At 52.6% G+C, this 19,416-nt stretch carries 17 protein-coding genes and 3 tRNA genes; 16 read left to right on the top strand and 4 right to left on the bottom strand.

Annotated elements, in window-relative coordinates; genetic code table 11:
• Positions 1–183 precede the first annotated feature (183 nt).
• From PY990_RS00795 to PY990_RS00775, 5 genes are all read left to right on the top strand, one after another.
• Entirely contained in the window at positions 184–975 is a 792-nt protein-coding gene (locus PY990_RS00795) for a hypothetical protein (protein WP_275269985.1), read from the top strand.
• Positions 976–1,002: 27 nt separating this feature from the next.
• Positions 1,003–1,079, top strand: a tRNA-Pro gene (locus PY990_RS00790).
• Between the two features lie 77 nt (positions 1,080–1,156).
• Positions 1,157–1,233: transfer RNA gene (locus tag PY990_RS00785), tRNA-Arg, on the top strand.
• Between the two features lie 24 nt (positions 1,234–1,257).
• Positions 1,258–1,333 (top strand) — tRNA-His (locus tag PY990_RS00780).
• Positions 1,334–1,527: 194 nt separating this feature from the next.
• The gene (locus PY990_RS00775) at positions 1,528–2,484 is read left to right on the top strand and encodes a ketopantoate reductase family protein (RefSeq protein ID WP_275269984.1); all 957 of its coding nucleotides are present in this window, start codon (positions 1,528–1,530) and stop codon (positions 2,482–2,484) included.
• Here PY990_RS00775 and PY990_RS00770 read toward each other — a convergent pair whose 3' ends face one another.
• The gene (locus PY990_RS00770) at positions 2,485–3,195 is read right to left on the bottom strand and encodes a GntR family transcriptional regulator (protein ID WP_275269983.1); all 711 of its coding nucleotides are present in this window, start codon (positions 3,193–3,195) and stop codon (positions 2,485–2,487) included.
• A gap of 162 nt (positions 3,196–3,357) precedes the next feature.
• Here PY990_RS00770 and PY990_RS00765 point away from each other — a divergent pair, with 162 nt between their 5' ends.
• From PY990_RS00765 to PY990_RS00715, 11 genes are all read left to right on the top strand, one after another.
• Entirely contained in the window at positions 3,358–4,812 is a 1,455-nt protein-coding gene (locus PY990_RS00765; RefSeq protein WP_275269982.1) for a 2-hydroxymuconic semialdehyde dehydrogenase, read from the top strand.
• Between the two features lie 10 nt (positions 4,813–4,822).
• Entirely contained in the window at positions 4,823–5,653 is an 831-nt protein-coding gene (locus PY990_RS00760; protein ID WP_275269981.1) for an alpha/beta fold hydrolase, read from the top strand.
• Positions 5,654–5,658: 5 nt separating this feature from the next.
• Complete coding sequence (dmpE, locus tag PY990_RS00755; protein WP_105028395.1) at positions 5,659–6,441, top strand: 2-oxopent-4-enoate hydratase; 783 nt, start codon at positions 5,659–5,661, stop codon at positions 6,439–6,441.
• A gap of 29 nt (positions 6,442–6,470) precedes the next feature.
• Positions 6,471–7,388: an acetaldehyde dehydrogenase (acetylating) gene (locus PY990_RS00750; protein ID WP_275269980.1), complete on the top strand. Its 918-nt coding sequence runs from the start codon at positions 6,471–6,473 to the stop codon at positions 7,386–7,388.
• An 11-nt stretch (positions 7,389–7,399) separates the two neighbouring features.
• On the top strand, positions 7,400–8,428 hold the full coding sequence (dmpG, locus tag PY990_RS00745; RefSeq protein WP_275269979.1) for a 4-hydroxy-2-oxovalerate aldolase: 1,029 nt from the start codon (positions 7,400–7,402) through the stop codon (positions 8,426–8,428).
• Positions 8,425–9,213: a 2-oxo-3-hexenedioate decarboxylase gene (gene dmpH / locus PY990_RS00740; protein WP_275269978.1), complete on the top strand. Its 789-nt coding sequence runs from the start codon at positions 8,425–8,427 to the stop codon at positions 9,211–9,213. The genes dmpG and dmpH overlap by 4 nt, the downstream gene beginning before the upstream one ends.
• Positions 9,214–9,224: 11 nt before the next feature.
• Positions 9,225–9,416, top strand: coding sequence for a 2-hydroxymuconate tautomerase (locus PY990_RS00735; protein ID WP_105029444.1), 192 nt, complete (start codon positions 9,225–9,227; stop codon positions 9,414–9,416).
• Between the two features lie 87 nt (positions 9,417–9,503).
• Positions 9,504–10,508, top strand: a complete 1,005-nt coding sequence (locus PY990_RS00730) for a WD40/YVTN/BNR-like repeat-containing protein (protein ID WP_275269977.1) — start codon at positions 9,504–9,506, stop codon at positions 10,506–10,508.
• Positions 10,505–12,913 carry an efflux RND transporter permease subunit gene (locus PY990_RS00725; protein WP_275269976.1) on the top strand — a complete coding sequence of 803 codons (2,409 nt, stop codon included), beginning with the start codon at positions 10,505–10,507 and terminating at the stop codon, positions 12,911–12,913. Before PY990_RS00730 ends, PY990_RS00725 begins: the two co-directional genes overlap by 4 nt.
• A 44-nt stretch (positions 12,914–12,957) precedes the next feature.
• Positions 12,958–14,880 carry a DUF1302 family protein gene (locus PY990_RS00720; protein WP_275269975.1) on the top strand — a complete coding sequence of 641 codons (1,923 nt, stop codon included), beginning with the start codon at positions 12,958–12,960 and terminating at the stop codon, positions 14,878–14,880.
• 18 nt (positions 14,881–14,898) lie between these two features.
• Positions 14,899–16,203 (top strand): DUF1329 domain-containing protein, encoded by a 1,305-nt coding sequence (locus tag PY990_RS00715; protein WP_275269974.1) that lies wholly within the window; start codon positions 14,899–14,901, stop codon positions 16,201–16,203.
• 101 nt (positions 16,204–16,304) lie between these two features.
• Here PY990_RS00715 and PY990_RS00710 read toward each other — a convergent pair whose 3' ends face one another.
• The 3 genes from PY990_RS00710 to PY990_RS00700 all read right to left on the bottom strand — a co-directional run bounded on the left by PY990_RS00710 (position 16,305) and on the right by PY990_RS00700 (position 19,403).
• The gene (locus tag PY990_RS00710; RefSeq protein ID WP_275269973.1) at positions 16,305–17,969 is read right to left on the bottom strand and encodes a sigma-54-dependent Fis family transcriptional regulator; all 1,665 of its coding nucleotides are present in this window, start codon (positions 17,967–17,969) and stop codon (positions 16,305–16,307) included.
• 141 nt (positions 17,970–18,110) lie between these two features.
• A complete protein-coding gene (locus PY990_RS00705) occupies positions 18,111–19,046 on the bottom strand; it encodes a catechol 2,3-dioxygenase (protein WP_275269972.1) in 936 nt (311 codons plus the stop codon).
• A gap of 30 nt (positions 19,047–19,076) precedes the next feature.
• Positions 19,077–19,403, bottom strand: a complete 327-nt coding sequence (locus PY990_RS00700; RefSeq protein WP_275269971.1) for a 2Fe-2S iron-sulfur cluster-binding protein — start codon at positions 19,401–19,403, stop codon at positions 19,077–19,079.
• Positions 19,404–19,416: the final 13 nt, after the last annotated feature.

The raw sequence follows: 19,416 nt of genomic DNA, 5'->3' as shown, positions 1-19,416 counted from the left end.
GGTTCAATAAAAATCATGCAAATAAAAGGTGGTGATCGATATTTGCTGAGCCGGTTTTTCAGTGTAATGAAGCTGCAAAGGCTTGTGCACTTGTTCGTATTGACTGTTTTTTTCATCCTTGCAAGGGATGCGTGGGCCAAGCCTCACCCCAAAGCACTATACACACACACGGCGTCGGAAGGTGTGTTCAGAGTTTTTTACACGACTGAGGGAAAGCATGCTGTTCCCGCAGATGACGTGGACGGCAATGCAATTCCTGATCGAGTGGACGATATTCTTGTGCAGCTAAAGGCCGCGGATTGGTTTTATCAAACCCAGCTGGGTTTGGTTCCGCCGTTGAAGCATTCAAGGTACACCCAAAGCGACGGAATCGAAGTGCATGTTCAGTATTTCGATCAGGGCACAGGCCTAGCCTTTGATGAACCCACCAAGCCCAACTGGTACGAAGGCCAGTCCTCCACTGCCTTGACGCTGAAAATCAAGATTGGTTCGCAGGTAGACCCTCGTTTGAGCACCACACCTGCACATGAACTGTTTCATGTGTATCAATACGCGTATTCGCCCTTCAAAACCAAGTGGTTCACCGAGGGTATGGCCAGGTGGCTGGAGGAGCCCTTTTCCCGTCAAACCCAGTTTGCTGTGCCTCCCTCGCCATCCTCTTGTCGGGAGTTGACAGGCATGGCTTACAACGCAAATGGGTTTTTTGCCAAGCTTGCAGAGCGACAGTTCAAAGGCTTTGATCAGGCAGCAATTGCCGATGAATATCGGCAGTTTGTATATTCAGATGGCAGCCCGGTGATCAGAATTCAATCGGTTTACAAGTTTCGCCCTGTTAAAACATGGCTGGAACGTGCAGCTGAATTGGGAGCGAGTGAATCACGCAGGCTTGGCCTTGTTGCGGGCAAATGGCCTGAGCCCCTTCAACGCAGCGCCCAATTTGACTTAACGCTGTGTGAGGCCTTGACGAAACCTTGAAATCAACATAAAATTCCGCTTCTTTGTCGGGGCATAGCGCAGTCTGGTAGCGCATCTGGTTTGGGACCAGAGGGTCGAGGGTTCGAATCCTTCTGCCCCGACCACCGAATTTAAAGGATGTTCTATCCTTGTCCAGTGGGTGCTTTCTACCCATTCGCGTGTGCGAGTTACAATGCAAATTCTGCCCGTAGCTCAGTTGGATAGAGCATCGGCCTTCTAAGCCGAGGGTCGGGGGTTCGAACCCCTCCGGGCAGGCCAAGAATTTAGTACCGGTTTACGGTGGCGGTGTTAGCTCAGTTGGTAGAGCAATGGATTGTGATTCCATGGGTCGTGGGTTCGAGCCCCATACATCGCCCCAAAAATACAAAGGACTTAGCGTGAATAATCCGCTAGGTCCTTTTTGTTTTGTATTTCTGGTAAAAACATTTACCACAACGGAATCTTCCAATGGCACAGGAGATAGGCCAAATTTGGCTGTCTGCTCATGGACGATGTTCGGCCAACTGTTCATCGGAATTTCACTTGCAGTATGGTGATGCCAAAGGAGAGTGTATGGAATCGCTTTGTGAGAATAAGCCACTGCGCTTGCTGTTTGTGGGTGCAGGGGGCGTGGGTGCCTACTATGCTGCCCGCATGATTATGGGCGGAAATTCCGTGGTGTTGACGGCGCGCGGGGGTCACCTTGAAGCGATGCAAATCCATGGGTTGCAGGTTGAGCATGATCAGTTTTCATTCAAACAGCCTGTGTGTGCAGTCGATCAAGCCGCCTTACAATGCCAGTACCGATGCGAAGATTTTGATGTACTAGTACTGTGTTTGAAATCGCAGGACACGGCGAGTTGGCTCGATTCAAACTCAGTTTGGCTGGCCGCTGGCGCTACGCCAGTTTTGTCTTTGCAAAATGGTGTCGAGAATGAAGCAGTACTGAGCAAGGTATTGGGCGTTGACCGAGTAGTTGGTGGTTTGGCTGTAAGAATTGGCGCACATATTGTTTCGCCAGGGTGTGTCGAGGCACAAGGCTTATGTCAAATTGTGTTGGGTGCATGGCCAAATTCGGTTGTAAATGTAGGCTTGCAAAGCGTAGTTAAAAGGTTAGCGGATGCATTCAATGCATCGGGAATTCCCACCCGGGCCGCCGTCGACATTCGACATGAGTTGTGGAAAAAACTGTTGGTGAACAATGGTGTTAATCCTTTGTCGGCTTTGACTCGAAAGGACACGGGCTTTTTAACGAAACACCCACATTACAGGCAAGCGGTTTATGCGGCAATGCAAGAGGTTGCAGCGGTTTCAAGCGCTGACGATGTGGTGTTGAGCCAGTCAGATGTGGATGAGATGTTCAAGTTGATCTGTGAGTTCGATCCGATTAAAACTTCGATGTTGGTCGACCTTGAAAAGGGTCGGCCTTTGGAGTTGGATGCGATCAGTGGCAGTGTGCTTCGACGTGCTGAACGCTTGGGAATCGATACACCCGTAACAGCATTGATTCATTCGATGCTCAGCAGCTGATTACTTTCCGAACCTTTCTTTGGGCAGCTTTTGAACCGCGATCAAGGATCGGTTGATGTGCTCCGCCAGAATTTGCGTGGCCAGTTCGCTGTTGCGGTTCAAAGTGGCGTTCAAAATTTCCTCGTGCTCGGAATGCACATCGCGTGGAATGGGCTTCTCCGAAAGAATCAGCCTGCGATAACGTTCTGACTGCATGTAGAGCAGGTGCTGAAACTGCTTAAGCCAACGTGAAGGGCAGGCGGAAATGAGCGTGTCGTGAAACAAGCGGTTCTTGCGTTCCCACTCGCTGCGGGTTTCAACGGTTTCTTCGCCCAAGCGTGACTCTGCTCGGCTCAGCATGTGAAATGCACCCATCACCTCGGCTTCCCATTCATCATCGCCTAGGGCGATGGCTTGGCGCAGGGCCTCTGTTTCAATCATGACGCGAGTGCGGGTAATGTCCTGAAAATCCTCAGGAGACATCGGGGCGACTGTAAAGCCACGGTGCCCTTGTGCTACCACCAGTCCGTCATTCAGCAGCAACTGCAGCGCTTCACGCAAAGTGCCCGCACCCACCTCGTAGTCGTCTTTGAGGTGTTCCACCCGCAGCTTGGTACCCGGCTTGTGCACGCCTTCAATGATGTCGTTGCGCAACTTGCGGTAAGCAGTTTCGGCCAGGGTCAAGCTTTCGCCGTTGGTGACGCTGCCCGGCAATGAGACCACTTCATTCATACACACCCCAAAAAATTCTTTCTGTTTCGCCATTGTAGACGAGTTGCGGTGTTAATCAATATTGTCGAAGAAAAATAATTTTCTCGAGAAAATATATTGACGTCGAGAAAAATAAGTTTTATCGTTTGTTCATGGTTTAATCGATTGGCAAGGAAGAATGCAATGAAAGAAGTCTTGAACTTCATCAACGGGGAATTCGTGGCAACGGGAAACACATTTCCAAAGCACTCGCCCTTGAACAACGCGGTGATTGCGCAGGTGCATGAAGCTGGCCGCGCGCAGGTGAATGATGCTGTAGCCGCAGCCAAGGCAGCATTGAAAGGCCCATGGGGCAGGATGCCCGTGGCCGACCGTGTGCAAATGTTGTACGCCGTAGCCGATGAAATCAATCGCCGCTTCGATGACTTTTTGCAGGCTGAGGTTGCCGACACTGGTAAACCGATGAGCCTGGCCAGTCACATTGATATTCCCCGCGGGGCGGCCAATTTCAAGGTATTCGCCGACACCATCAAGAATGTGCCCACAGAATGCTTTGAGATGGCCACTCCGGATGAACGTGGTGCGTTGAACTATTCAATTCGTCGCCCGGTTGGTGTAGTAGGCGTGATTTGTCCCTGGAACCTCCCGTTGTTGTTGATGACCTGGAAAGTGGGCCCTGCGCTGGCCTGTGGCAACACCGTGGTGGTGAAGCCCTCCGAGGAAACGCCGCAAACTGCTGCACTGTTGGGCGAGGTGATGAACAAGGTGGGCGTACCACCAGGCGTGTACAACGTGGTTCATGGCTTTGGTCCGGATTCCGCAGGTGAGTTCGTGACTACCCACCCCGATGTGAATGCAATTACTTTCACTGGCGAAACACGCACCGGCGCAGCCATCATGAAAGCGGCTGCGCAGGGCGCGCGCCCAGTCAGCCTTGAAATGGGTGGCAAGAATGCCGCCATCGTGTTCGCGGATTGTGACTTTGATGCCGCCATTGAAGGCACCATGCGCTCGGTGTTTGCCAACAGCGGGCAGGTGTGTTTGGGCACCGAACGCGTATATGTGGAACGCCCGATTTTCGACAAATTTGTGGCCGCCATGAAGAAGGGCGCGGAAAGCCTGAAGCCTGGACTGCCAGAGCACAACGACACAGGCATTGGCCCAGTGATTTCTCAAGAACACCGCGAGAAAGTGCTGGGCTTTTACCGCAAGGCGGTAGAGCAGGGTGCAACTGTGGTTACAGGTGGTAATGCGTTTGAGATGCCCGGCGAGTTGAACAACGGCGCCTGGGTGCAACCCACCATCTGGACCGGGCTGGACGACGACGCAGCGGTGTGTGTGGAGGAAATTTTTGGGCCCTGCTGCCATATTGCCCCCTTTGATTCCGAGGAAGAAGTGGTGGCCCGTGCGAATAACAATGTGTATGGCCTATCCACTGCGGTGTGGACCCAGAACCTGGCCAAAGCGCACAGAGTAGCCGCATCGATTGAAGTGGGTTTGGCTTGGGTAAACAGTTGGTTTCTGCGAGATTTGCGCACACCGTTTGGTGGTGCCAAGCAATCGGGTATTGGCCGCGAAGGGGGTGTGCACTCGCTGGAGTTTTACACCGAGCTGAAAAACATTTGCGTGAAGCTGTAAGGAGTCCACGATGAACGCACCCGCTTCACCAGAAATTGGATTGAGCATTGAGGCCAACGGCCTTCAAACGAATTATCACGATCAAGGCCAGGGCACCAACCTGATGTTGATTCATGGTTCGGGCCCCGGTGTTTCGGCTTGGGCGAACTGGCGCTTGGTGATACCCGGTTTTGCAAAACAATTCCGTGTGGTGGCCCCAGACATGGTGGGCTTCGGTTTCACTGAGCGCCGCCAAGGCTACCAATACAACCTGGACAACTGGGTGGCCCATGCGGTAGGCGTGATGGACGCACTGAACATGGAACAAACCGATTTGATTGGTAACTCGTTTGGTGGCGCTGTAGCGCTGGCGCTGGCGATTCGCCACCCCAGTCGTGTTCGTAAGCTGGTGTTGATGGGTAGTGTAGGCGTGCCATTCCCGATTACTGAGGGACTGGATGCAGTGTGGGGTTACCAGCCGTCATTCGAGAATATGCGTCGCATTATGGATTACTTCGCATACGACCGTGGCCTTGTGAACGATGAACTGGCTCAGTTGCGTTTTCAGGCCAGCATTCGCCCCGGTTTTCAGGAAAGCTTCTCAGCCATGTTCCCGGCACCACGACAGCGGTGGGTTGATGCCATGGCCAGTCATGAAAGTGATATTCGCGCACTGAAGAAAAGCACTTTGATTGTGCATGGCCGGGATGATCAGGTCATTCCGTTGAGTACTTCGCTGTGCCTGCACGAAATGATTGTGGATTCGCAACTGCATGTTTATGGCAAGTGCGGGCACTGGACCCAGATTGAACACGCTGCGCGCTTTGAGCGCTTGGTGACCGACTTCCTGCAAGAGGCTTAAAGCAAATGAACGCTACTCAAATTCGCGACTTGGGCGATGAACTTTACAACGCATTGACCCAACGGCACACCATTGCTCCGCTGACCAGCCGTGGTTTCGATATCACGATTGAAGACGCCTATCACATTCAACAGAGGATGATTGCGCGACGCTTGGACAATGGCGAGCACGTGATTGGTAAAAAAATTGGCGTGACCAGTGCCGCCGTGATGAACATGCTGAATGTGCACCAACCCGACTTTGGCTACCTGCTCAATGGCATGGTGTACAACGAAGGCGAGGCCATCGAGGCGGCCAGCCTGATTCAACCGCGTGCTGAAGGTGAAATCGCATTCTTGATGAAACGCGATTTGATGGGCCCCGGAGTAACCGCCGCCGATGTGCTGGCGGCAACAGAAGGCGTGATGGCCTGTTTCGAAATCGTGGATTCACGCATCGCTGATTGGAAAATCAAGATTCAAGACACCGTGGCCGACAACGCCTCTTGCGGTGCGATTGTGTTGGGTGACCGGGTTGTAGATCCTCGTAAAGTGGACCTGTTTACTTGCGGAATGGTACTGCAAAAAAATGGCGACATCGTGGGCACTGGCGCTGGCGCTGCTGCACTTGGGCACCCAGTGAATGCGATTGTTTGGCTGACCAATACGCTGGGCCGATTAGGCATTGGCTTGAAGGCAGGTGAAATTATTCTGTCAGGTTCTCTGGCAGCACTCATTCCCGTGAAGGCAGGCGATTCGCTGCACATGTCGATTGGTGGCATTGGCAACTGCTCTGTTCGCTTCGCGTAAGTTACAACGCAAAACGCAAAAGGAATTCGATGATGAAAAAGATCAAATGCGCACTGATTGGTCCCGGCAATATTGGAACCGATCTCTTAATGAAGCTGAAACGCAGCAGTGTGCTGGAGCCTGTGTGGATGGTGGGGATTGACCCCGAATCCGACGGCTTGAAACGTGCGCGTGAAATGGGTATTAAAACAACCGCTGAGGGTGTGGATGGTTTGCTGCCGCATGTGGAAGCAGATGGTGTGCAAATCGCATTCGATGCCACCAGTGCTTATGTGCATGCCGAGAACAGTCGAAAGCTGAATGAACTGGGTGTGTTAATGATCGACCTCACGCCCGCAGCGGTTGGACCTTTTTGTGTACCCCCGGTTAATTTGAAGGAGCATGTAGGCAAGCGTGAAATGAACGTGAACATGGTGACTTGCGGTGGCCAGGCGACCATACCCATGGTGTATGCCGTATCGCGTGTTCAACCAGTCAGCTACGGCGAAATTGTGGCCACGGTGTCGTCGAAATCCGTAGGCCCAGGCACCCGCAAAAACATTGATGAATTTACCCGCACCACAGCAGCTGCTGTTGAAAAGGTGGGCGGTGCCAAAAAGGGTAAAGCCATCATCATCATCAACCCGGCTGAACCGCCCCTGATCATGCGTGACACCGTGCATTGCTTGGTGGAGGGCACACCTGATCAGGAAGCAATTACCAAGTCGGTTCACGACATGATCAAGGAAGTGCAGAAATACGTACCCGGCTACACGCTGGTGAACGGCCCTGTGTTTGACGGCAACCGCGTGTCGGTGTTCATGCAGGTGGAAGGCTTGGGTGACTACCTGCCGAAGTACGCCGGCAACCTGGACATCATGACCGCCGCCGCCGCCCGCACTGCTGAAATGTTTGCCGAAGAAATTCTCAGCGGCAAGCTGACCCTTGAACCCACCGTGAACGCGTAAGGAGAATCACCATGAGCTTGAAAGGAATTGAAATCAAAGTGCATGACATGACGCTTCGCGATGGCATGCACCCCAAGCGCCACTTGATGAGCCTGGAACAAATGCTGAGCATTTCCAAAGGGCTGGATGAAGCCGGCGTGCCACTGATTGAAGTGACCCATGGCGATGGCTTGGGAGGATCGTCTGTGAATTATGGTTTTCCTGCACACAGCGATGAAGAGTATTTGAGCGCTGTGATTCCCGCGATGAAGCAGGCCAAGGTGTCGGCTTTGTTGTTGCCGGGCATTGGCACGGTGGATCATTTGAAAATGGCGAAAGACCTTGGCGTGCACACCATTCGTGTGGCCACCCATTGCACTGAAGCTGATGTGAGCGAGCAGCACATTACCTATGCCCGCAAGCTGGACATGGACACAGTCGGTTTTCTGATGATGGCCCACATGGCCGGTGCGGACAAACTGATTGAGCAAGCGAAGTTGATGGAGGGTTACGGTGCCAACTGCATTTATGTGACCGACTCCGCTGGTTACATGCTCCCGGAGGACGTGTACGAGAAAATCAGCGCGGTGCGCCAGGCATTGAAGCCAGAGACCGAGATTGGTTTTCATGGCCACCACAACCTGTCCATGGGTGTATCCAATTCCATTGAAGCCATTCGCGCGGGTGCGCGACGAATCGATGCAGCCGCAGCGGGTTTGGGAGCTGGCGCTGGTAACACCCCAATGGAAGTGTTGGTGGCGGTGTGTGAACGCATGGGCATCAAAACCGGTGTGGATGTATTCAAGATTTCCGATGTGGCTGAAGACCTGGTGGTGCCCATCATGGATCACCCCATTCGTATTGATCGCGACTCCATGACTTTGGGATATGCCGGCGTGTATTCCAGTTTCCTCTTGTTTGCCAAGCGTGCCGAGAAAAAGTATGGCATCAGCGCCCGTGAAATTCTGGTGGAGCTGGGCCGACGCGGCATGGTGGGTGGTCAGGAAGACATGATTGAAGACACCGCCATCACCATGGCCCGCGCAAGGAGTGCAGCATGAAGCTTGACAAGAAAACTATTTCTGCACTGGCAGAGCACCTGGAAAGCGCAGAACTGAATGCGCATGATGTAGTGAAAATTACCGATGATCACCCCGATATGGATTGGGACGATGCCTATGCCATTCAGGACGAAATACGCGCTCGCAAAGAACGCCGTGGTGTTCGAATTGTGGGCTTGAAAGCTGGTTTGACCTCGCATTCCAAAATGAAGCAAATGGGTGTGAACACACCGGTGTTCGGTTTTCTGGCTGATTATTTCAGCGTGCCCGAAGGTTCGGCTGTGAAGGTAAAGGAGCTGATCCATCCCAAGGTGGAACCTGAAATTGCATTTGTGACCAAGACCGATTTGCGTGGCCCCGGTTGCAACATTGCAACCGTGCTGGCGGCCACCGATTTTGTAATGCCCGCCATTGAAGTGATTGACTCGCGTTACCGGGATTTCAAATTCGATTTGAAAAGCGTGATTGCCGACAACACCTCGGCGTCGCGTTTCGTGGTGGGCGGCACCATGAAGCCAGTTGATGGCATGGACCTGAAAACCACTGGCATTGTGCTGGAGAAAAACGGTGTACCGGTTGCTTTCGGTGCCGGTGCTGCTGTGGTGGGTCACCCGGCAGCAGCCATTGCCATGTTGGCCAATGAACTGGCCAAGCGCGATCAGTATGTGCCGGCAGGGTCGCTGATTTTGTCGGGCGGCATTACCGAGGCCGTAGCCGTGGAAGCTGGCGACAACGTCACCTTGCATGTGCAGGGTTTGGGCCAGGTCGGCCTGCGTTTTGAGTGAGGGCGCACACCATGCCATTTGCACAAATCAATTTGATTGAAGGACGCACGGAAGAGCAAAAACGTGCAGTGATTGAGAAGGTGACCCAGGCCTTGGTTGAGGCTGTGGGTGCACCGATTGAAGCGGTGCGGGTTCAGATTATTGAAGTACCCAGCACCAATTGGGGCATTGCAGGCGTGTCTGCAAAAGACCGGGGGCGATAAGCCAGTGAGATAAACCGTTCGCATTCCAGCTGCACATAAAAACCACAGCAGCTTTTCATTTGCCAAACAGAGAAGGCAGGAGACATTGTGAATATTCAGTATTCAGGGGCGCCTTTGCGCCTAAAAAAATCAACAATTAGCTTGGCACTGCTTGCAGTGGTCAGTGCTGCGCTGTTGAGCGCTTGTGCTGACAGCGCGGTTCAATCCGGCAGTAATTCAGCGCCACCCCCAAAAACTGTTGAACGTTTTGAGGTTATTCAAACCTTGAGCGCTTCCGGCACAACCGTGTTGGGTGGTACGCAAACCGGTGTTGTGACTGTGTCTACCGACGCTGGTAATACGTGGACCCGCAAGCAGGTATCGGACACCGCTTCGTTCATTGATTCCACTTTTTGTCCCGATGGCAGCGCTGCCATGCTCGATGTGTACAACACGGTATGGACTTCATCAGGCGATTTTAAAGACTGGCTGCCTACCAAATTCGAAAAGCCCTCCAGCCCGGTGGCAATTGAGTGCCACAGCAGTGGTTTGTGGGTGGTTGGTTCTGGTTCCAACCTGATCAACTCCACCGATCAGGGCAAAAGCTGGCGCGTGGTCAGCTTCGATGAAGATGCACAGTTCACGGCACTGGCTTTCACCAGCGATACGCACGGCATCGCTTTTGGTGAGTTCGGCATGCTGGCGTTTACCGTTGATGGGGGCCAAACCTGGCAGCGCGGCGAACCGATCGCCGGTGATTTCTACACCTACGACGCGTTGTTCTCTGATCCCTCCACAGGCTATGCAAGTGGCCTGGCAGGTCAGGTATTGAAAACCACGGATGGCGGGGTGACTTGGGCGCGCCTGGTGAACACCACGGAGGCTCCGTTGTATCGCCTTTTCATGCACGCAGGGTTTCCACATGGTGTGGGTGCCAATGGCACGCTGGCGAAGCTAGAAGGTGATCAATGGGTGAACGTAGCCTATGACCGCCCCGTGTTGTCCTTCCTTGGCGCTGCTGTGTCAGGTAATCAATCTATTGTTGTGGGCGGCCCAGGCGGCTTGCTTCGCACGGTTCAAAGTTCCAATTCAAGTCAGGCGGACCCATCATGATCAAGTCTTTCGCCGATCGTTTGATCGCTCAAATTATTCGCGCTGAAGAGTGGCTGTTTGCCAACCCCAAAATCGTACTGGGCATGATCATGCTGGTGACTTTGGGTTTTGCGGCTGCCATTCCGCAACTGAAGGTGTACTCCGATTTCTCGGACTTGTTACCCCAAAACCATCCCTACATCAAAACTTACAACCAACTGAAGGAAAACTTCGGTGGCGCCAACATGGTGGTGATGGCGGTGGAGGTGAAAGAGGGCACGATTTTCAATAACGACACTTTAAGGCTGATTGAGAAAGCCACACAAGGTGTGGACAACTTGCCGAGCGTGAACCACAACTTGGTGAGCAGCTTGACACATCGTTCTTCCCGAAAAATTTATCTGGATGAAACCGGCGCCTTTCTTTCCGATACCTTCTACGACAGCAACAATGGCGAGTTAAGTGATGCCCAACTGAAGCAATTGCAGAAAGATGTAACAGCTAACCCCACCATTTATGGTTTGTTGGTGTCGCCTGACATGAAGGCCGCCCTGATCAAAGCGCAGCTCAACGAAGGCGATATTGATTACGAGAAAACATTCAGTGCGCTGATGCAACTGCGCAGCGAGTTGACGGACGACAAACACAATTTATACACCACGGGTAACCCTGTGCTCACCGGTTGGGTTTACACCTATCTGGATCAATTGGTGGCCATTATGGCCTACACCTTGGCCTTGCTCACGCTGTTGCTGATTGTTTATTTCCGGCGCTTCTACGGCATTGCATTGCCTTTGTTGGGAATCGCTTTGTCATCGATTTGGGGTTTGGGTTTCATGGCCATGGTGGGTATCAACCTTGAGCCATTGTCTTTGCCGATTCCTTTTCTGATCGCTGCGCGTGCCACTTCGCACGGTGTGCAGTTGGTGGTGCGCTACTACGAAGAACTGGCCATTGTAAAGAACGGAAAAAAGGCTGCACGCAATGCGCTCGAGGCTCTGTTCCGCCCAGGCTCGCTGGCGATTACTGTGGATGCCTTGGGTATTGCCGTGCTGGTGCTGGGTGCTGCACCGTTCAATTACAAGCTTGGTATCGCAGCCGGCTTCTGGGGCTTCTCGGTCATTTTCACAGTGCACTTCATGGTGCCACTGGCGTTGACCATTCTTCCCCAGCCCAAAAATACCAAAAACGAAAACCAGGGTATTCGTGATGCGCTGGGTAGTATCACCAGCAAAACCGTGGCGCGTTTCAATGGTGCACTCACTGTGTTGATCGCCACCGTGGCATTTTCAGCAGCGGGTTTGTATTACGTGAAAGACGTGCAAATGGGTGAATCTGAACCAGGCTCGCCTATTCTGAACCGTGATCACGACTACAACCTGGGCACCAAAGCGATAAATGATTTGTTCCCAGGTTCGGAGGAATTGCATGTGCTGGCGCGCACGGCAGAGAAGGGTGGTATCAAGCGCCCTGAAGTGATGGCAGCGATTGAAAAGTTTCAGGCACACATGCTAAGCGACCCTGAGCTTGGTGGCACCAAAGCCATCCCCGGCGTGGTTCGAGTGGTGAACCGATTGTTGCACAACGATGATCCCCGTTGGGCGCAGTTGCCCGACAACGAAGCTGAGGTGGGCGGATTGATGTTCGCCTACCAGGTGTCAAGCCCGATTCCCGGTGCGCTGAAAGAGTTTGTTACGCCCGACGAAAACGAAGCCAATATGGTTTTTTACTACAAAGACCACAAGGCCAGCACCATCAACCGCATTGTTGCTTTGGCTGAGGAAGGAAAGCGCATTGCTGAAGCCGAGGTACCTGGGCTGACCATTGAACTGGGTGGCGGAATTATTGGCGTGACAGCCGCAGCCAACCAGGCTTTGCACACCGACCACATGATTATTATTCCTGCCGTAATGATCATGGCCTTCACGCTGGTCATGGTGTATTACCGCTCGGTTCATGCCGGCTGGTTAATGATTATGCCAATGCTGTTTGCCACGCTAATGACCTACGCCTACATGGGTGCATTTGGTATCGGCATCAGCGTGAATACAGTGCCTGTCATTGCGGTGGGTGTAGGTGTCGGTATCGACTATGCCGTGTATTTCATGGACCGTATTCGTGAAGAAATGCACGTTGTCAAAAACATCAAACAAGCCGTGATCAATGCCGTGGCCTCCACAGGTTATGCCGTCAGCTTCACTGCCGCCACGCTGATCGCGGGTGTGGTGTTGTGGATTTTCATGTCCGATCTCCGATTCCAGTCTGACGCCGCTGTGCTGCTGAGTTTCATGCTGATTGTGAATGCCATCGCCGCCATGTTGATTGTGCCGGCTTGGTGTGTCGTATTCAAACCGAGGTTTGTGATGGGTGAAGTGCGACAAGAGAAAGCACAAGCCGCTGATTTGAAACTGGCGAAAGCCGCCTGAAAAATTATCAAGCAGTACAACAGCAACAAAGGAGAAGGGGCAATATGAAAAAGATGAGACAAAAACCCGTCTTGCGTTCTGCGGTGTTGGCAGCAGCGGTACTCGGCGCATGGCCGTGTGTTGCAACTGCGGCAACGTTTGAAGGTGAGGATTATGAGGTGGACATGTTCTACGAAAACCACTCGGTGTATCGCGGTGAAGACAACACTGGCGAATCGGTGGGCATGGCCAAATTCAGAAATACACTTATTGCGGAAGGTGAAAAGACAGGCAAGAACGGATGGCGTTACAACGGCACGTTCCGTGGTACCTACGATGGTGTGTATGACCTGAATAAAGACCAGTTTGGCAAATCGGCGGGTGGCCCGATTCAGCTGCAAAGTTCGATCGGCCCTGGTGGCAGCGTGCCCCACGGAGGTGGTGTGCCTTTGTTCAATGGCGCAACGTATCCCAATAGCCCCAACGAAGGTTTCCGTGTGCTGGGCGATCGTTGGCATGGACAAAACGGTGGTGTGGCCTTTGGTGTGCCGGTGCGTCCATGCGACTACGATTCACGTGGTTGCGTCGACTTTGGTGGTTACGGTGATTTGACGTTGAACGAGTTGCGTCACCCGGAGTTCAACAGCCGCCTCGACTTCATTCGTGAAGCGTATGCAACCAATAGCTTTGCATTGAAAGATGGAACGGAGCTTTTTGTTCGCGTGGGTAAGCAGCAGGTTGTGTGGGGACGCACCGATTTGTTCCGTGTTCTTGACGTGATCAATCCAGTTGATTTTTCCCGCAACAATATTTACGACGAACTGGAAGATATTCGCATCCCCATGTGGATAGCGCAGGCGGAATGGCGCCTTGGGCCTTCGGAAACCATGCAGGATCGCAACTTGCAGGTGGTTTGGAATTTCGATAAGTTTCGCCCCAATAATCTGGGTCAGTGCGGTCAACCCAACGTTATTTTGGATGCGGGCTGCCTGTTTCGCGGTTTGAAAAACCTGTGGGACAACGGTGGTACTGTAGCCAACTTTTTGCCCGATGCTGGGGGTATGCAGACCATTGCTGCCAACTTTGGCCCTGGTCAAATTGGCATTCGAAATGTGCATTTGCCCGACTGGAAACTGGACAACACCCAACTGGGTATCAAGTACGAAGGCATCACTGCCAACGGCACAGGCTTTTCTCTGAATGCACTGACTTATCGTTCGCAGTTACCATCGTTGCGTGGCATTACCAGTGGCGGTGCGAACGTAGGAACCGGTGCGCCTCAAGGCCCCGACAACACGCACTTGATCGCATTTGATTTCGTGTATCCGCGTGTGAATCTGGTGGGTGGTTCACTCGACTTCCAGATTGAAGCTGCTGCAGCTGCTGTGCGCGTAGAGGCTGCATTCACCGAAGGTGAAGAGTTTGCGAACACATTGAAACCCCAGTTGTATTCAGAGAACAATGTCTTCCGCGCAGTGGTGGGCGTGGACCGCCCAACATTCATTGACTGGATCAACCCACGAATTGCCACACTCATTTCTGGTCAGCTGTTTGTTCAGCATATTTTTGACCATGAAGTAGAGCAACGCCCGCTTGGCATTGCAGGAATGCCTGATTGGGAAACCAACGCAATTGGCACTTTGCTGGTGAAAGGTTTCTTGCAGAACGGCCGTGTCAGCCCAACGCTGATCATGGCACACGACTTCAAGGCAGAAGCTACCGCAATTGCGCCATCGGTTGAATGGCTTTACAGCGATAACCTTAAATTTGTGTTCGGTGCCAACTTCAAAGTGGGTGAGAACAACAAGTACCAGTTTGATGATTGCCGTTCTTGTAACCCATACCCAGGCGTAACTGGTCCACCCGGATCGACATCTGGGTCAGCAGGTTTGGGTGGATTTGAACCACTTGGCCGATTCCGCGCAGGCCCGATTGGCGCGGCATTCAAAGAAGACGATCTGTTTGTGCAGATGCGTTACAACTTCTAATCAGACAGGAGACACAACATGAAACTGAGAACCCTCGCAATTTCCATCGCCGCAGTGGGCACCTTGGGTACAGCCCAGGCAGCCACCGAGGCTGATTTGCAAAATTCATTCAATCCGTACAAAAGTGGTGTGCCCTCTGTGCCTGGTTTGCAACCCGGCACAGTGGTAAACAAATCGAATGTGGAACAGTTTAAAGAGGCGCTCGACCCTGGCATGTACATGACCGTGAAGAATGGTTGGTACGACATCAGGGTTGGAAAAACAACCAGCTTTGATGTGGACAAATTTTATGTGGAAGCTAGCCGCAAGAATATGGGCAAAACGAAGTTAGGTTCCAAGAATGGCGACTTGACTGGATTCGCAGGTGGTCGCCCATTCCTTGAGGAGCCTGATATGAAAGACCCGCGTGCAGGCGAGAAGCTGGCGTGGAATTACAAATACGGTATCAATTGGGGCGATGGCGCAGCCATTTATCCTTTCTACTGGAAGTTTCGTAACCTTCAAACCGGTCAGCTTGAGCGCACCATCAAGTACAACTTTCACTTTCTGAATTTCAAGCATCGTGTTCAACACTCGCCGACACCTGAGGTAACACCGAATCCTTCAGACTTTTTTCGTGCAATTTATGTGAAAGTACTTGAGCCTCAGGATTTGAAAGACACACAGTTGTTGATTCAACGTTATGACGATGATCAGAAGCTGGACGAAGCTAACTTGTACCTGGGTTTTCAGCGCCGAGTTCGTCGCCTGGCCACTGGGCAAACCACAGATTCATTCCTGGGTTCCGATCTGATGATTGAGGACTTTGAGGGCTATAACGGTCGGGTTTCTGACATGAACTGGAGTTTCAAAGGCACAAAGAACATTCTGATGCCGTTTTACAATCACACCGAGATGAAGTTGACAGACGAGTTCAAGGAAGCCGATGGCTTCAAGTTCATCAACTTCACTGGGCAAGGCCAGTGTTTCCCGGATATCACCTGGCAGTTGCGCAAGGTGTATGTGCTGGAAGCAAAGCCTGTGAATCCTTCGCACCCCATCGGCAAGCGTGTAATGCATGTAGATGCGCAAACATTCGCAGTGTCAAGAACGCTGGTGTATGACCGCAAGAATGAGTTGTGGAAAAGCTGGACAATTGGCAAGAGCCATCCTGATTTCCACCACCCCATTAACAAAGGCACAGGTGTGGCGATTGACGACAGTTTCAGCATGGTTGACGTTCAAAGCCAGCACTGCACTACAGGCCAGTTCAAAGGCCTGGTTGATCCCAAGTTGACTCCACCAGAAATGATGCGCGTGCAGTTCATGCGCGGTGGCAATTGATCTGTTCATCCGCTAGTGTCCGGTAGCGTCTCGCCGGAACTGATCCTCCTCCAGGAGGCTTTAAGGCAAATTTCTGATTTTCAGGAATTTGCCTTTTTTTATCACTCCAGCGGAATGCCTTCCTTCTTCAGCCGGTAAGCCAGTTGCGGGCGTGTAATACCCAACACCCGTGCAGCTTGAGACAGGTTACCTTTGGCCTGTTTCAATGCGGTTTGCATCAGCCGGCGTTCCAAGGTGTCTAGTCCCACATTCTTGGTCAAAATTTCGTTGCACAAGTCATCAATAGGGCGCGTTTCAACTGGTGCCAATTCGCCTTGCGCATTAAGCTGCGATTTTTCTTTGCAAGGCTCGATGCGGTCATCAAACAAGTAGCAGGCCTCCACATATCCCCCGTCGGGTGCCAGCACCACAGCGCGTTCAATCAGGTTTTCCAGTTCGCGAATATTGCCGGGCCATTCATAGCTCATCATCTCTTGCATGGCTTTGTCGGTCAGCCCTTGCAGTTTCTTGTTGTAGCTTGCGCAGTACTTGGTCATGAAGCGGTTGATCAGCGGCGAGATATCGGCCTGTCGTTCACGCAGTGGCGGTATTTTGATGGGGAAGGTATTCAGTCTGTAATACAAATCGATTCGGAACTTGTTTTCGCGAATGGCCTGCTGAAGTTCCACGTTTGTTGCTGCCACAATGCGCACATTTACTTTTTGTACGCGCTCAGATCCTAACCTTTCGAACTCGCCAGTTTGCAATACGCGTAGCAATTTCACCTGGGTTGACAAGGGCAGGTCGCCTACTTCATCAAGAAACAAGGTGCCGTGGTCGGCGCGTTCGAAGCGGCCTGCGCGCGGCGTGTGTGCACCCGTGTAAGCGCCTTTTTCCACACCAAACAACTCTGCTTCAATCAATTCATGCGGAATGGCCGCGCAGTTTACTGCGAGAAACGGACCTTTAGCGCGCGGGCTGTTGTCGTGTAACCAGCGAGCAAACATTTCCTTACCCACCCCTGTTTCGCCCAACAGCAGCACGGTGATGCTGCCTTGTGCCGCGCGCTGCAGCAATTCGAACGCATTCATGAAGGCAGGCGATACGCCTACCAAGTCATCATTGCTGCGGCGGCGAACCAGGGCTGTATCCAGCTTTTCTGCGCCCATGTGGTATTCAATCAATTCTTCAGCAAAGGCCTGTGCTTTGAAATACTCTTCATATTCTGGGTCGTTCCAGGCCTCTGCGCTTTGACCAATGATCAGGCACTGGGAATCGCCCTGGCTCATGCATTCCATTTCACGGAACAGCACCAGCCTGCCCATGAAGGCGCTGGTGTAGCCCGATGCGTAGCCAATCATGGTCCAGCAGGCTGGTTCATCGCCTTGTCCATAGTCGGCCACGTGGGCTTCATCTTCCCAGGAATTTTTCCACACAAACTCTCCGTAGAAGTGCTTGGTGGGCAGATTGATTTCCATGCTGAGTTTTTCAACCTGCACCATGCCTTCCAGCGTGTGCAACTGCGGGCCCAGCATGAAAGCTTCTTCAACGGAGCTGCCAGCGCGTCGGTGTTTTAAGGCCACTTGGCCATCACGAATACCCGAGGCAAAGCCAAGTCGAACCAGCAGACCGCGTGCGCGTTTCAGGCCCAGGGTTTCAAACAGTTCCTTGCGCAGCGCGCCTAGTGCGCGGGCATGCATCAGTAGCATGCGTTGCTCGTCCAGCCAGATGTGGCCGGATGGCAGATTGAATCTCAACAGGGATTGCAGGTCGGTCACAGTATTCATGTCTCCAATGTGCCTTTGGCTTTTTTCTTTTGATTATGCCTTGTTTTTCAGTCAAACAATGTAAAAAAGCCCAAGCGGGTCGACTACCCCGTTTGGGCTTTTCAAGGCCGCAAGAACGGCCCACCGTAAGCAGTCTGTTCCTTAGGTGAATACGCCCAAAAAGTTCTCGTTGAGCTTTCTGTCGTGGTAGAAAATCGCCCGGCCAAGGTCGTCGCTTGTCCAGGTAATTATTGGCTTGTCCGGGTAGTGGATGTAACCTCCCGCAAACACCTCGTTGCGGTTGCCCGAGGGGTCGAAGAAGTAAATCGTCTCACCACGGGTAATACCATGGCGTGTGGGCCCAAGGTCGAGTGACACTTTCTTTTTGGAAATGATGTCGGCTGCGCGAAGTACCTCGCCCCAGTTGTCCAGAATAAACGAGGCATGGTGGAACGCCCCTTTCATGGGCTGTCGAATGAAGGCCACATCGTGCGGTTTTGTTGAGCAGCTTAAAAACACACTGATGCGAAAGTCGTGGTTGTCCTCAGCCACCACTTGTTCAGTGATGTCGAAGCCAAGCACTTCCGTGAAAAGTTTCACCACGCCATCCAGATCATCGCCGTACAGCAGGCAATGGTCAAAGCGGGAGGGGCCCATGCCCTTCAGATCATCTGGCCAGGGGTCGGGGTTCACCAGAGGAAGGCAGTTACCCACTTTGTTTTTCTCGGCCAGCAATTCCATCGTGTGGCCAGTGGTTGTAGTGAAGCGGAAGCGCTCACCAGTCTCCAGATGCTCGCCAGCAGGTATCCAGCAGCAGTCGGTGGCAAGGCCACTTTCTTTAACCTTTTTGGACAAGTCTTTCAGGGTTTGAATGCTATCCACACGCCAGCCCATATAGTCCATACCCGCTGCGTCGGCCTCACGCAGCACCACACTGTGGTGATCGTGTTCATCCCACGCTTTCAGGTACACGCGACCTTGTTTGTCGCGCCCGGTTTCCAGCAGGCCCAGCACATCGGTGTAATGCTTAACGGCTGGTTCCAAATCCAGCACCCGAAGCGCCACGTGGCTTGGCCTTAATACGCCTGTCATTGCCATGTTGATCTCCTTATCCCTATGGTTTTATAGCTATGAGTGCATGGGTTGCTTGGCGAAATGCTTTGCAATGCACTTTTCCATTTTTCCGATTGCCGACAGTTCAAGGTCGGTCAGCGGAAAACATCTGCAGGCCAGCACCACGCCCTGGGCTTGTTCTTCAGCAGTAACATGCTGTCGACTCATTTTCAGGGTGCGATATTCGCCCGATTCAATCCGGACACGGCATACGCCGCATCCACCTCCACGGCACCCCACCGGGATGCCTTTGCGGTTCAGTTGCTCCATGCCTTTTAGCAGGTTGTCTTCTGAGCTGCATGTGTACTCTTCCTTGGTGTTCTGAATGGCCACGCGGTGCATGTGTGCGGCCCTC

Source organism: Limnobacter olei (assembly GCF_029087225.1).
Taxonomy (GTDB): Bacteria; Pseudomonadota; Gammaproteobacteria; order Burkholderiales; family Burkholderiaceae_B; genus Limnobacter; species Limnobacter olei.
Note: the sequence above shows the minus strand (reverse complement) of the source record. Positions and strands in the feature narration are given on the sequence as shown.